Raw genomic sequence first — 13,339 nt, 5'->3', positions numbered from 1 at the left:
TGCTGTTTTTTAGACCTTATTTATAGATAGATTTTGTTTCACAAATCAAATAATTTACCTGGATTCATAATCCCATTTGGATCAAATACTTGTTTGAGCGCTTTCATATATTCAATTTCTTCAGCTGAACGTGTGTACTCAAGATATGGCTTCTTCGTCATACCCACACCATGTTCCGCAGAAATTGAACCATCATACTTTTTCACAGTATCAAATACATACTTGTTCACCACCTGACATTTCGCAAAGAATTCATCTTTGGTTAAATTTTCAGGCTTTAAGATATTTAAGTGCAAGTTACCATCGCCAATATGACCAAACCAGCAGATTTCAAAGTCAGGATAATTGTCAGCAACAATTGCATCAATTTCTTTAATGAATGCAGGTACGTGTGTGATGAGCACTGAAATATCATTTTTGTATGGGATAAATGGTGCGATTGACTCAGAAATATCTTCACGCAGACGCCACAAGCTTTCTACTTGGTCTAAGCTTTGACTAAGCACGCCATCAAGTACCCAACCTTGTTCCATACAATGCTCAAAGATTTCCATTGCCTTGTCCATAATTGGCTCAAATGGCGCTTCAAACTCAAGCAATACATAGAATGGGCATTCAGTTTCAAATGGACGTTGCACGTGACCATTTGCCAATACTTTTTGCATCGCAAGTTCACCGAAGAACTCGAACGCAGTTAAATCAATTTTCGCTTGGAACGCGTGAAGAACTGGCATCACTGCATCAAAGTCAGGTACACCGAGCACCATTACTTGCAGATCTTGTGGTTGACGCTCAAGTTTAATTTCCGCTTCAGTCACTAAACCTAAAGTACCTTCACCACCAATAAATAAGTGTTGCAACGCATAACCTGTCGCATTCTTGATCATGCCTTTGTTTAAACGCAGCACATCCCCTTTACCAGTGACTACAGTCAGACCGAGTACCCAGTTACGTGTCATACCGTATTTAATGACTTTAATACCGCCTGCATTAGTACCGATGTTACCGCCGATTTGTGATGAACCAGCTGAAGCGAAATCAACTGGATAATACATACCTTGTTCTTCAGCATAGTTCTGAAGTTGCTCAGTCACCACACCTGCTTGTACACGCACCATACGGTCTGCTGGGAAGAATTCCAAAATTTGGTTCATCTTGTCCATGCTGACTACGATTTCACCGTTAGCAGCGACAGCACCTGCAGAAAGACCAGTACGACCACCTGATGGTGTCACAGCAACATTAAATTGGTTTGCTAGTTTCACAATTGCCTGAACTTGTTCAGTCGTCGAAGGAAAAACGATGACTGATGGGTTTGGATCAAAATGTTTAGTGTGATCGCGTCCCCAATTTTGTAGGCTGTCCGTATCAGTTTTGATACGGTTTTCACCAACAATTGACGTTAATTGAGTCAATAACTCTGGGGTTAAAGCAACTGGAGCATTCATCGTTTGCAGACCTAGCAAGAAAGATACAAGTTGTAGATTGCTTAAAAAACAAACCTTTAATCAAGATTTTAAAAGCGTATTTGTTAAGCGAATGTGAAGAAAATATCACCACGACTGGATGAGTCAATTTCACGATTGTGCATTATAAAGCATTTTCCCATGAAACCCCGATAAAATCAGACATTTTGCGAATGTTACTTAGATATGATGCAGTTAATTCAACCGCAGTTTGTCTGATAAGGACTATATCTTGCAAAAATATCCATAGCTCAAGTCATAAAGGAAATGTATATAGCACGCTCACGTATGCTATCATACTGCCACTAAATTTGGCCTTTGTAGCGGAGCCGTAATGAGCCAACATCTCTCTTTGCCTAAAGATAAAATTCGTTTCCTATTGTTAGAAGGCGTTCACCAAAACGCAATCGACACTTTGAATGCTGCTGGATACACCAACATCGACTATCGTAAAACTGCGCTTGAAGGTGAAGCGCTGAAAGAAGCGATTAAAGATGCTCACTTCATCGGTATTCGTTCGCGCACACAATTAACTGAAGAAGTTTTTGAAGCTGCGAATAAATTGATCGCGGTCGGTTGTTTCTGTATTGGTACAAACCAAGTGAACTTGAATGCTGCGATGAGCCGTGGTATTCCAGTGTTCAACGCACCATACTCAAATACTCGTTCTGTTGCTGAACTTGTATTAGCTGAAGCTATTCTTCTCCTTCGTCGTGTACCTGAAAAATCTACAGATACACATGCAGGTGGTTGGAACAAATCTGCAGTAGGTTCATTTGAAACACGCGGTAAAACTTTAGGTATTGTGGGTTACGGTTCAATTGGTTCACAACTTTCTGTACTTGCTGAAAGCATGGGTATGAAAGTGATTTACTTTGATACAGTAACAAAATTACCATTAGGTAATGCTCGCCAAGTTGGCTCAATGGGCGAACTTCTTGCCAATGCTGATGTTGTATCACTACACGTGCCAGATGTTCCTTCTACACGTAATTTCATGACCAAAGAGCAATTTGCTCAGATGAAACAAGGTTCAATCTTCATCAATGCTGCACGTGGTACATGTGTAGTAATTGAAGATTTAGCTGATGCTCTGAAATCAGGTCATTTGGCTGGTGCTGCTGTTGACGTATTCCCGAAAGAGCCTAAAGCGAACGGTGAAGAGTTTATCTCTCCACTACGTAATATCCCGAACGTGATTTTAACACCGCACGTGGGTGGTTCTACGATGGAAGCTCAAGCAAACATCGGTCTAGAAGTTGCAGAGAAATTCGTTGCTTACTCTGACAAAGGTATGACATTGTCAGCAGTTAACTTCCCTGAAATTGCGCTTCCATTGACTGAAGGTAAACACCGTTTACTTCACATTCACAAAAACATACCAGGCGTGTTGTCTAAAATTAACAACCTGTTTGCTGAACACGGCATTAACATCTCAGGTCAGTCTCTTATGACCAAAGGTGATGTGGGTTATTTAGTCATGGACGTTGATGCTACAGCTTCTGCTGAAGCACTTGATACACTTCATAACGTAGAAGGTACAATCCGCGCTCGCGTATTGTTCTAATCTCTAATACGTTTGGAAAACCACAGCTTTTTCGAGCTGTGGTTTTTTTATGGTGTTTCATCTGAGTTGACGTAGGCTCCGCCAACTTAGATGAAAGATATCCCTTTCTAATCTAACCACCATACGTTTAAAACCATGTCTTTGTTAAAAATAAACCCGCAGTTACAAGCACTCGGTTTGTTATTGATCGCCATGATCAGTCTACAAAGTAGTGGTTCATTAGCAAAAGTTTTGTTTGAACAATTCCCGATCATTACTGTGTCAGCTCTACGTCTGACATTTAGTGCTGTGATTTTGGCGCTTATTTTTCAAGTTTGGAAAATTCAATTTAAACAAATTAAATGGACAGCCATTGTCAGTTATGGTGTCGCATTAGCTGGCATGAATATGTTGTTCTATCTTGCCATTGATCGTCTTCCACTCGGTTTAGCAGTTTCATTTGAATTTATTGGTCCACTCAGTGTGGCCTTATATTATGCGCGTCAAAAGTTTGATTTTATTTGGGTTAGTTTGGCCATTATTGGACTAATCCTTTTATTTCCCTTTGACCAAGCCAAACAACCTTTGGATTTACTTGGTGTATTTTTTGCGTTGGCAGCTGGCGCATGTTGGGCACTTTATATTATTGCTGGTCAGCGGCCTTCGGGAGTTTCAGGTAATCACACCGTATGTTTAGGCATGTTTGTTGGAAGTATCATTCTTATGCCGATCGCCCTCAGTATCGGCTTGCCAGCAAGCGTATTTGAAATTAATCATCTAATTTTATTCATCACTTTAGCGATACTCGCCAGTGCTTTACCCTTTACTTTAGAAATGATTGCACTACGAAATCTAACAGCATTAAGTTTCGGTACCCTGATGAGTATTGAACCAGCTGTTGCCGCATTATCTGGTTTTGTATTTTTGGGTGAGCAATTGTTATGGAATCAATGGCTAGCATTGTTTACCATCATTTGTGCCTCAATTGGCTGTACCTATACCACTCAACACGCCAAACAAAAATGATCTCATACTTAATTTAAACTACATTTTCCATGATGGATTGAAGCACTGTGGTCATCATAATAATGTTAAAATTTGAGCAGTCTCACTCTTTTTAATTCGGCTTCGTTTTCCCAATGCCAAATGCTCAACTCACTGCCGTGCTGTTCATGGTCTTATCCATGATCGCCTATCAAATTAGTGCATCCTTCGCAAAGCAGCTTTTTGAAGTTTTAGATCCATTTACTGTGGTCACTTTACGTCTATGCTTTGCATCAATTATGGTTGTATTGATGTTCCGTTCATGGAAAATTCTTCGTCGCCTTCCTTACTTAAAATGGAAAGATCTTCTCTTTTATAGTGGTTCAGTCGCTTTGATGAATGTCTTGTTTTATGCATCATTAGGAAAACTACCGCAAGGGATTGCAGTAGGACTTGAGTTCTTAGGACCACTCACCTTGGCTTTACTATCAATTCAACAACGAAGTGATTACATTTGGGTCATCCTGGCAATTTTCGGTGTAGCACTGATGGTGCCTTGGCAAGATGCCAATGCGACTAACTTTTCATATCTTGGTGCTGCTATGGCCATTGGTGCAGGCATTTGTTGGGCATTCTATATTTATTTTGGACAGAAAGTCGTTCGGCAGAATATCGGCATGCATGCTCTCAGCATTGCAATCGTCCTCTCAGCGTTGACATTATTACCGATCAGTATGGTTCATAATCCATCCGCATTAGTTCAATTTGAATATTGGTCACAAGCCATCGTCATTGCGCTTTTGGCTACAGCCATTCCCTATGCATTGGATTTATTGGCATTAAAGAATTTAAGTAAAATGTCTTATGGAACGCTATCAAGTTTGTCACCAGCATTAGGTGCATTGACAGGTTGGTTACTGTTGAATGAACACATTACCTTATTACAAGCCGTTGCTTTGGGTTGTATTATGATTGCATCAATTGGTGTTACTTATCGCGCTGCTAGAATGAAATCACATGGCATAGAAACATAAAAAAAGATGGCACATGCCATCTTTTTTATCATGGGATTAAACCAAGCTGTCTTTATCTAATTTCTTATATTTCTTATATTCAGTTTGATATTTTTTAGCCAAACTCTCTTTTTGTTTATCCTCTAGAATTTTTCCTGCTTGCTGAAAAAAGCCATGCTCTTCTTCTTCAAGATGATGATGCACTGTTTCTGACAATTTTTTTGCGATGGCTAACCATCCTGGATTACTGAATTCAGTTTCGGTGAGTTGCTCAAGTAATTCGTCCATTTCATGATGTTCAGCCAATGCATGACGCGTAATATTCAAACCTGAATCGGTCATCATCAGTGGAATATAGAAGTATCGGTCTTCTGCCACTGCATGAGCAAACAATTCATTTTTTAGCTGCTCAAATAATGTTCGGCGTTCTGGCGTGTCCCCTGAAGTTTGAACCAGCTTCTCAGCAAGTTCACGTTGAACATCATGACTTTCACGTAAAGCTTCAAAAATATTCATCTTGTTATCCTGTCTTATAAATATGATTTGAAAAAAGAAAAACTTGAATGATCTTCAAAACACTCAACTTACTATAAGAGCTTAGTCGATAACTTCGAGATAGGTTTAAGAAGCGATTTGTATAAAAAAGTTTAATGTTGAGAATGGTTTACATTAAGAACATCTGATAACTTAATCGAACAATTAAAATAGATACCAGAATTAAAAACAGAATACGAATAAAACCACTACCGTATTTAAGCGCCAATTTCACCCCCACAATCGAACCAATCATATTAGCAACAGCCATCATGGCACCCACTGCAAATAAAATGTGGCCTGCAGGAATAAAGAATGTAAGAGCGGCTAAATTGGTCATCACATTACCAATCTTGGCCAAAGCTGCTGCATGCAAAAAATCGACTTGTAAATATCGAATAAAATAAAAAATAAAAAAACTTCCTGTTCCCGGACCGAATAATCCGTCATAAAACCCAATCGCCAAACTTCCTATTCCAGCCAGGATCAGAATTTTAGTGTTTACCGTTTGTGCAATATGAACCTGTCCAAACTCCTTCTTTGACAATGTGTAAATTGCCATCACAATCAGCATCACCAAGACAAAGGGCTGCAAGATTGATTTCGGAATCATGGAAACACTGGCAGCTCCCGCAAAAGAACTGATGGCAGCACATATCGCCACCACCAGTAATAACTTCCATTCAAACTTAACTTTTTTAGCGAAAGTCCACGCAGATGTTGCTGTTCCAACAACCGCAGCTAGCTTATTGGTGCCAAATAATGTTGCTGGCGCCATATGAGGAAAAGCACTCATCAATGCTGGAATCTGAATGAGACCACCACCACCGACTGCTGCATCAATTGCGCCTGCGCAAAATGCAAAAAAAATCAGGCTGAGGATGATTTCTAATTCCATAATTGAGTTCGCTTATAAATTTAATACACGTTTAGGAACTAGACGTTTTTTATCAGTAATTTCAGCTAAACCTAAACACTTTTTTTCGTCAAAAACGAGGACTTGAGATTCGGCAGGATGATCAATATTGCTTTCCATCCCACGACAAAAATATTCTGCACGACCTTCTGGTACTTGAACTTTTGGAAAATGATCCACAGGCGCATAAGCAGGTAACAACAATGCTTCACGTTGTTGTTCAGTTAGACTTTCTAAGTATTCAATGGTGTACTCTGGCACAATACCAAAATGTCCAGTTTGAATACGATGTAAATATGTTAAGTGCCCATAACTTCCTAAAGCTTTAGCAATATCCTCTCCCAATACTCGGATATACGTTCCTTTTGAGCATGTCACATCCAAAGTAATTGAATCTTGAGTGAAAGACATCAGTTCAATCGCGAAAATATGAATTGGACGAGCCTCACGTTCGATTTCAATTCCTTTACGCGCCAGCTCATACAAAGGACGACCTTCTTTCTTTAAAGCAGAATACATTGGAGGAACTTGTTGAATGTCTCCAACGAATTGCTGAATCACGCTTTGAATTTTATCTTCGTTAAGTTCAATCGGTTGTGCCTCGAGCAAAACTTCACCCTCGACATCACCTGTAGTTGTACTATTTCCCAATTGAATCGTCGTTTGATAACGTTTAGTAGATTCCAGTAAAAAGTGTGAAAACTTGGTCGCTTCACCTAAGCAAATCGGGAGTAAGCCTGATGCTAATGGATCTAAAGCGCCAGTATGACCACCTTTTTCAGCACGATAGAGCCAACGCACTTTTTGCAATGCTGCATTTGAGCTAATCCCCAAAGGTTTGTTGAGTAGAAATACACCACTTATATGACGTCGAGTAATTTTTGGAGATTTAGCAGACATTAGATAATATTCAGATCAGTAAAATACTGCTATTTTATCAAATCCATTTATCGAATATTGATTAAATTTTTATGCATAAAATGAGACATTTGTTGCAAATTATTCTACACCATTAATAATAACTAAATGATTTCATAGGATGTGAAATGAATTCAAAAGCTAAATTGAAAATTACACTGCTGATTGTGGCGTGTCTGATCGTTTTATTCCTTCTCTTTCAATGGTTGAAACCTGACTCAGCTGAATCTGCTGAAAACTCACAACGAGCAGCACAAGATGCCGAAATTCAAGCAGAAAATATGGCGCTACAACAAAGTACAACCGTGAATGGTTCTAGCTTTGCAAGTAAAAGTCAGCAAGATATTCAAATCAATTGTCAAATCCAAACCGATAACTCCAACCGTTTGATTGTGAATGAAAATACTAAGAACTGTTTTGAGTTTTTTATTACCCAATACGGCGAAAAAGAGATTCCGCAAATCAAGGCTGATTTTATTAAATTTGCTCAAAGCACCTATCAAGAACCATTACTAGGTCAACTGACAGATTTATGGTCACGCTATGTTCAATATCGTGAAAAAATGGGTGACCTAACACCACCAAACCATGACAAAGAAAGTGCGCAGTATTACAAAGCTATTTTTAATCAGATGAAATCATTGCGTAAACAATTTTTTTCAGACTATGAAATTGAAGGTTTATTTGGTATCGAAGATGAATATCATGATTATACCTTGGCTCGCATGAGTGTCATGGAAGATAAAAATTTATCGGAAAAACAAAAAGCCGATAAATTAAAAGAACTGTTTAATGATCTACCTGAAGATTGGAAAGAAAATTTAAAACAACTTTCTCAACTCGAAGATCTTCGTCAATTAACTGCAGAAATTAAAGCTCGTGGTGGTAGTGCAGAAGAAATTCGTCAAATGCGTCTCAGCTTAGTGGGTCCTGAAGCAACACAACGTCTAGAAAATCTTGATGGACAGCGCTCAAATTGGAAAAGCAAGGTCAATCAATATTTATCTGAACGTGACAGCATTGTAAAAAGTAATATGAGCCCTAGTGCAAAGCAGGAAGCTGTACAACGCCTCCGTTCTCAACATTTTAATAATTCACAAGAGCAACTTCGGGTAGAAACATTCGAGCAAGTTCACGATCAAGGCGGTCAACTTCCTTTTGCCGATTAATCTTTTCAAGGAACACATTCATTCACAGGGAAGAACGATGAAAAACTTAAAACTTAAATTGATACCTACGACGTTAGCATTCGTCACAACGCTATGCTTATCAAGCTCATTAACTGCCCACGCAGGTCCGGGATTACTCGAAGTAAATGAGACAAAGATCGGTAGTTACGCAAAAACCAAATATCCTATTGTGATGACACACGGTTGGTTAGGCTGGTCTCGCATAGGCAATGAAACATTCAATATTGACTATTGGTATCAAATCTTACCTGATCTATCGCGCAATGGTGCACGCGTTTTTGCAGCACAACTCTCACCTGCTCATACGACTGAATTTCGAGGAGAACAATTAATTTCTCAGGTTGAAGAAGTAATTGCGATCACTGGGCAGAAAAAGGTCAATCTGATTGGTCATTCGCACGGCGGACCGACTGTACGTTATGTTGCAGCAGTAAAACCCGACTATGTTGCTTCTGTTACTGGTGTAGGAGGGACTTTCAGAGGTTCTATGGTCGCAGATAAAATTCAAAATAATGAAGCAACTCGAACAATATTTAATATTTTAGGGGATTACATCATTCCCCCATTAATTGCTTATGCACAAGGTCGTCCTGATATGCCGATCAGCTTTGATGCTTCGATGAAATCATTAACTGAAACAGGCTCTGCTGCATTTAATGAACGTTTTCCAACAAAAGCTCTCGCGTCAAGTTGTACTCGTTTAGGCAGCCCAATGGACAACGGAATCTTTTATTATTCTTGGACTGGTGTTGCACAAACCACCAACCTCTTAGATATCGATACCATTTTAATGCAGCTCGGGCCTTTAGCGTATGGCAATAAAGATAATGATGGCATGGTTGGGCGCTGTAGCACGCATATTGGACGTGTGATTCGTGATGATTACAAACTAAATCATACCGATTTAGCTAATATGATGTTCGGTCTCAGAGGTTTATTTGCCCCAGATCCTATTTCACTTTATCGCCAACATGCCAATCGTTTGAAACTGACAGGACTCTAGACGCAAAAAATAGCGCAGTCAAATGGAAAGCTATTCATCAGAATAGCTTTTCCGACCATCAGCGACTCTCGACCAAATTTAAATAATGCTTTTTGAACACATTTGCTAATGATTAAATCCTTTAATTATTTCAACTTTTGATTCTTTTTTGCTTTTTATATGTTAATTCGGCAAGCTAAATTGGCATTTTTTGTATCTTGTTGCATTCAATAACATCTTTTAAGGTCTTCTGTATGTTCATCTGGAAGAACATCATAGATTCACTAAAAACTAGGAATAATAATGAAAATAAAACACATTCTAGGCTCGCTGGTGACAGCGCTATGTCTAACATCTACGACAACTTATGCTACTCAAGCTCAACAGATCAAAGTCTCAAGTGTCAAATCTGACTATGCCAAAACGAAATATCCTATTGTATTCGCTCATGGAATGGTTGGATTTATACGTTTGGGCACTGAAAGTCTAGGCATGGATTACTGGTATCAAATTTTACCTGATCTAGCGAGAAACGGTGCAAACACATGGGCGGCTAGAATGTCTCCTTTCAATTCTTCTGAAGTCCGAGGTGAACAATATGTTCAACAACTTGAAGAAGTCATGGCGATTACTGGTGCTGACAAACTCAATCTGATTGGTCATAGTCATGGTGCAAACTCTGTTCGTTATGCCGCAGGTGTAATGCCTGAACATGTTGCATCGGTGATGACTGTAGCCGGTGCCAACAAAGGCACAATCATCGCGTCAGATGTATTAAAAATCGCAGATAAAACAGGAACATCAGAGCTACTGAATGTTCTCATCAGCACTTTTGGTAAAGTCATTATGTGGGCGCAAGGTCTTCCTGCTGATACGTTCCCACATGATGCGATGGCCGCTGGTGTGAGTACATCTGTTGAAGGAACTGCCTTGTTTAATCAAAAATTCCCTCTCGGTTTACCATTAACCCACTGTGGCGAAGGTGCTTATCAAGAAAAAGGAATTCATTTATATTCAATGACAGGAAACAAGCCTTTTACGAATGCCTTGGATCTAGGTGACCCTGTCATGGTTCTACTTGACCGTTTGTCGGTTCATAAAGCAGGAAAAAATGATGGCATCGTTCCAGTTTGTAGTGCCCATTTTGGTAAAACTATTCGTGATGACTTTCCGTGGAATCATTTAGATGAGGTGAACTTGCTGTTCGGAATTAAAGGATTTTTTGCTCCTGACCCAGTTGCAGTTTATAGACAGCACGCCAACCGCCTTAAATTACAAGGACTTTAAATCTCTAGCTCTTTAATTGAGTAATTGCTTTCAAATTCATTAGGCTGGATTTGAAAGCAGATTCAAATCTTCATCAAGATAGTTCATTGATCAAATCTACCTCTCTTTTTTAACCTTAAAAATTTACCATTCATCTATTCGATATTTAAAATGTGATTTACATCACTATAATCAATTTAACTCTAGGATTAGGGTTTGATAATAAAAAGTTGAGGATGATGATGAAATACAACAAAATTATGGCGTGCCTACTTACGTCTGCAGCTTGCTTAACGACTCAATTATCTAATGCTTCTGCATTAGAAGTGAAACCTGTAACCTCGACACTTGGCAAATACAATACCTACGCAAAAACTAAATACCCAATCGTATTTGCACACGGACTAACAGGATTTGTCCGTCTTGGTACAGAGAGCTTTGGTTTAGATTATTGGCACCAAATCCTGCCAGATCTAGCGCGTAATGGTGCTAATGTCTGGCCTACACGAGTATCTCCATTCAACTCCAACGAAATTCGTGGAGAGCAATTGCTTCAACAAGTTGAAGATATTTTAGCCATTACTGGTGCACAAAAAGTGAACTTAATTGGGCATAGTCAAGGTGGACCATCAATACGTTATATTGGTGGAACAATTCCTGAACATGTGGCATCCATGACCACTGTCGCTGGTGTGAATAAAGGATCACCTATGGCAGACTTTATCTTGCGTTCAGAAGGAACAGGACTTGATACTGTGCTTGCGACAGCGATAAATTTTGTCTCGGGAGCGATTGTTTGGGCACAAGGATTAAATGCGAAAAGCCTGCCACATGATTCGCTTGCCTCGGCTAAAAGTTTATCTACAGCAGGCTCATTAGCATTTACAGAACGTTTCCCTGCGGGTGTACCAACCACAAAATGTGGTGAGGGTGCATATCAAGTCAATGGCATGCGTATGTATTCATTTACTGGTAATACACCGTTTACCAATGCCCTTGATCCATCAGATTATGCAATGCAAGCGGCATCTTTCATTGTATCTAAGGAAGGTGCAAATGATGGTTTAGTCCCAGTTTGCAGTGCTCGCTTCGGACAAACGATTCGGGATGATTACCGTTGGAATCATTTAGATGAGGTCAATCAAATGATGGGGATGACTAGCATTTTTGCAGCAGATCCAGTATCGGTTTATCGACAACACGCAAATCGTTTGAAACTTCAAGGACTATAATCTTCTCAAGCCTCCATACGCTCATCACGAAATTATGGAGGCTTATCTTAAAAATTGTTCCCTAAAGTTTAAATCCACTTTTCTTTCCTTTTGCTTCGCTATACTCTTATTGTGACAACGGAAATTGTCGAGTATTTCAATCCATCTAAGGAATAGAGATGAGAAAATTTATTTTGGGGACATGCCTCTCTTTCGCATGTTTAATTGGCACGAGTTACGCTGCTACAGCACCTGAACAAGTGACTTCAAAATTTCAAACTACTTATGCAAAAACCCAGTATCCAATCGTATTTAGTCACGGAATGTCTGGTTTTATCCGTATTGGCACTGATCCACTCGGTGTAGATTATTGGTATCAAATTTTACCTGATCTCGCCCGTAACGGTGCAAATGTATGGGCTTCCCGTGTATCGCCATTTAACTCATCAGAAATTCGGGGTGAGCAACTTTTACATCAAGTTGAAGAAGTCATTGCACTCACTGGATCGCCTAAGGTCAATCTAATCGGTCACTCTCACGGCGGGCCCACAATTCGATATGTCGCAGGTGTAAGACCTGAATTAGTCGCATCAATGACAGCGATTGGGGCGCCACATCAAGGCTCACCAGTGTCTGATTTTATATTAAAAATTCGTGATACAGCACCAATCCTTGAAACACCTATTGTGGCTGTAGTCAATCTACTGTCTAAAGCTATTATTTGGGCACAGGGACTTGATCCAGTATCCTTCCCTCATGACTCACTTGCGGGAGCTAATAGTTTGAGCTTAGCAGGATCAGCAATATTTAATCAAAAATATCCTATAGGCGTTCCTCAAAACTCATGCTCTGAAGGTTTATATCGTGAACAAGGAATATATAACTATTCCTTTACGGGTATCGGAACGGTCACAAACCCACTTGATGTAGACTCAGCTTTAAAAATTACCAGTTTATTAATTGATGGTGGTCAAGAGAATGATGGTCTAGTTTCACGCTGTAGTGCGAAATTCGGTAAAACCATCCGTGATGATCTCAATTGGAATCATCTAGATGAAGTCAATCAAGTGCTTGGTTTAAAAAGTGTCTTTGCGCCAGATCCAGTCTCGATGTATCGTCAACATGCAAATCGCCTTAAACAACAAGGTCTCTAATATATTTTTTTGTCTGCACTCATCTCTAGATGGGTCCAGACTGTTTAAATAGCCCTCATTAGCATGACATATCTATCCTATAAATGAGTCACCCATCCAATTTATATCAATAAATTTGCACTTTATCTCTTTTTTATAGACTTAAATCACAATCTTAGT

Annotated in this window: 12 protein-coding genes; 8 read left to right on the top strand and 4 right to left on the bottom strand. The window is 39.4% G+C overall.

The genetic code is table 11. The features are described from left to right. Nucleotides 1-38: 38 nt before the first annotated feature. Nucleotides 39-1,448, bottom strand: coding sequence for an FAD-binding oxidoreductase (locus tag AC1M87_RS07840; protein ID WP_035264271.1), 1,410 nt, complete (start codon nucleotides 1,446-1,448; stop codon nucleotides 39-41). 352 nt (nucleotides 1,449-1,800) lie between these two features. Here AC1M87_RS07840 and serA point away from each other — a divergent pair, with 352 nt between their 5' ends. From serA to AC1M87_RS07825, 3 genes are all read left to right on the top strand, one after another. Continuing rightward, nucleotides 1,801-3,033 carry a phosphoglycerate dehydrogenase gene (gene serA / locus AC1M87_RS07835; protein ID WP_035264273.1) on the top strand — a complete coding sequence of 411 codons (1,233 nt, stop codon included), beginning with the start codon at nucleotides 1,801-1,803 and terminating at the stop codon, nucleotides 3,031-3,033. Between the two features lie 135 nt (nucleotides 3,034-3,168). Then, the gene (locus AC1M87_RS07830) at nucleotides 3,169-4,038 is read left to right on the top strand and encodes an EamA family transporter (RefSeq protein ID WP_092766681.1); all 870 of its coding nucleotides are present in this window, start codon (nucleotides 3,169-3,171) and stop codon (nucleotides 4,036-4,038) included. A 113-nt stretch (nucleotides 4,039-4,151) separates the two neighbouring features. Then, nucleotides 4,152-5,030, top strand: coding sequence for an EamA family transporter (locus AC1M87_RS07825; protein ID WP_092766680.1), 879 nt, complete (start codon nucleotides 4,152-4,154; stop codon nucleotides 5,028-5,030). 36 nt (nucleotides 5,031-5,066) lie between these two features. Here the strand turns inward: AC1M87_RS07825 and AC1M87_RS07820 are convergent, their stop codons facing one another. From AC1M87_RS07820 to truB, 3 genes are all read right to left on the bottom strand, one after another. Further along, nucleotides 5,067-5,525 carry a hemerythrin domain-containing protein gene (locus tag AC1M87_RS07820; protein WP_035264279.1) on the bottom strand — a complete coding sequence of 153 codons (459 nt, stop codon included), beginning with the start codon at nucleotides 5,523-5,525 and terminating at the stop codon, nucleotides 5,067-5,069. A gap of 148 nt (nucleotides 5,526-5,673) precedes the next feature. Beyond that, nucleotides 5,674-6,441 (bottom strand): sulfite exporter TauE/SafE family protein, encoded by a 768-nt coding sequence (locus AC1M87_RS07815; protein WP_481593378.1) that lies wholly within the window; start codon nucleotides 6,439-6,441, stop codon nucleotides 5,674-5,676. Nucleotides 6,442-6,453: 12 nt separating this feature from the next. After that, nucleotides 6,454-7,359 carry a tRNA pseudouridine(55) synthase TruB gene (truB, locus tag AC1M87_RS07810; RefSeq protein ID WP_481593377.1) on the bottom strand — a complete coding sequence of 302 codons (906 nt, stop codon included), beginning with the start codon at nucleotides 7,357-7,359 and terminating at the stop codon, nucleotides 6,454-6,456. 146 nt (nucleotides 7,360-7,505) lie between these two features. Between truB and AC1M87_RS07805 the strand changes: the two genes are divergently transcribed. From AC1M87_RS07805 to AC1M87_RS07785, 5 genes are all read left to right on the top strand, one after another. Then, nucleotides 7,506-8,546 carry a lipase secretion chaperone gene (locus AC1M87_RS07805; RefSeq protein ID WP_481593376.1) on the top strand — a complete coding sequence of 347 codons (1,041 nt, stop codon included), beginning with the start codon at nucleotides 7,506-7,508 and terminating at the stop codon, nucleotides 8,544-8,546. Between the two features lie 37 nt (nucleotides 8,547-8,583). After that, nucleotides 8,584-9,570, top strand: coding sequence for an esterase/lipase family protein (locus AC1M87_RS07800; protein WP_481590089.1), 987 nt, complete (start codon nucleotides 8,584-8,586; stop codon nucleotides 9,568-9,570). Between the two features lie 282 nt (nucleotides 9,571-9,852). Continuing rightward, on the top strand, nucleotides 9,853-10,836 hold the full coding sequence (locus AC1M87_RS07795; protein WP_092766675.1) for an esterase/lipase family protein: 984 nt from the start codon (nucleotides 9,853-9,855) through the stop codon (nucleotides 10,834-10,836). Between the two features lie 221 nt (nucleotides 10,837-11,057). Beyond that, entirely contained in the window at nucleotides 11,058-12,047 is a 990-nt protein-coding gene (locus tag AC1M87_RS07790; protein WP_481593375.1) for a lipase family alpha/beta hydrolase, read from the top strand. A gap of 158 nt (nucleotides 12,048-12,205) precedes the next feature. Next, nucleotides 12,206-13,180 (top strand): esterase/lipase family protein, encoded by a 975-nt coding sequence (locus tag AC1M87_RS07785; RefSeq protein WP_180028916.1) that lies wholly within the window; start codon nucleotides 12,206-12,208, stop codon nucleotides 13,178-13,180. Nucleotides 13,181-13,339: the final 159 nt, after the last annotated feature.

The sequence above is a fragment of the Acinetobacter sp. 24-47-62 genome (assembly GCF_056779765.1).
This window is presented reverse-complemented; position numbering and strand designations above follow the sequence as displayed.